General features: G+C 40.0%; 1 protein-coding gene. It reads right to left on the bottom strand.

The genetic code is table 11. The features are described 5' to 3' along the window. Positions 1-341: 341 nt before the first annotated feature. Positions 342-615 (bottom strand): hypothetical protein (locus A9G47_RS14290; RefSeq protein WP_176700688.1); only part of this gene is annotated, 274 nt, incomplete at its 5' end.

Raw genomic sequence — 615 nt, 5'->3', positions numbered from 1 at the left:
ATCGGCACCCGTTAAATAGTTCCCGCCTTTGTCTAAATCGCTTATCCAACCAAAAATTTGTGGACGGTATTTTGATGGCATTTTATTCTCCTTTTATTTATTCTTCCTGCTTCGGTTAATGATGAGCGGAATTTCGCCATCATCTTGTCCATTAGGGCAGATATTGATTTGATAGTTATTTATTAGATCATAAGCAAAGGTGCCCGCTACCCAGGTTATCAGCGTTAGATCACTATCTGGCTGGTTAGAATCAGTTTTTTTACTTCAATTTTTTCAATACCGGTAAAATTAGATTGCTATACCACTTTGCCCATGCTTGCCAAACTGCAACGGCTTTTGGGCTATTGCGTTATATTGTGCCGTTGTTTAATTTTAGCGAGCTCTTCTAATGATGTAGCATTAAATGCTTCTACCATCCATTCGGGCCAGCCTTGGCCGTCAATCCTATGTGCTTTAAATTCCGCCTCTTGATCTGACTTATATTCACCGTCATCAATATTGGCTGATTTATAATACACCATAAAACTATTAATCCATCCCCAAACAAATGTACTACCAGCGCCTGCTCGGGCAGGATCTAGCATAATATGATCAATCACTTGATGCGTACCGGGT

Origin of the sequence: Gilliamella sp. WF3-4, assembly GCF_001690275.1 — a bacterium.
Lineage (GTDB): Bacteria > Pseudomonadota > Gammaproteobacteria > Enterobacterales > Orbaceae > Gilliamella > Gilliamella apicola_C.
The sequence above is the reverse complement of the archived record's forward strand: the minus strand, read 5'-3'. Positions and strand labels throughout refer to the sequence as shown.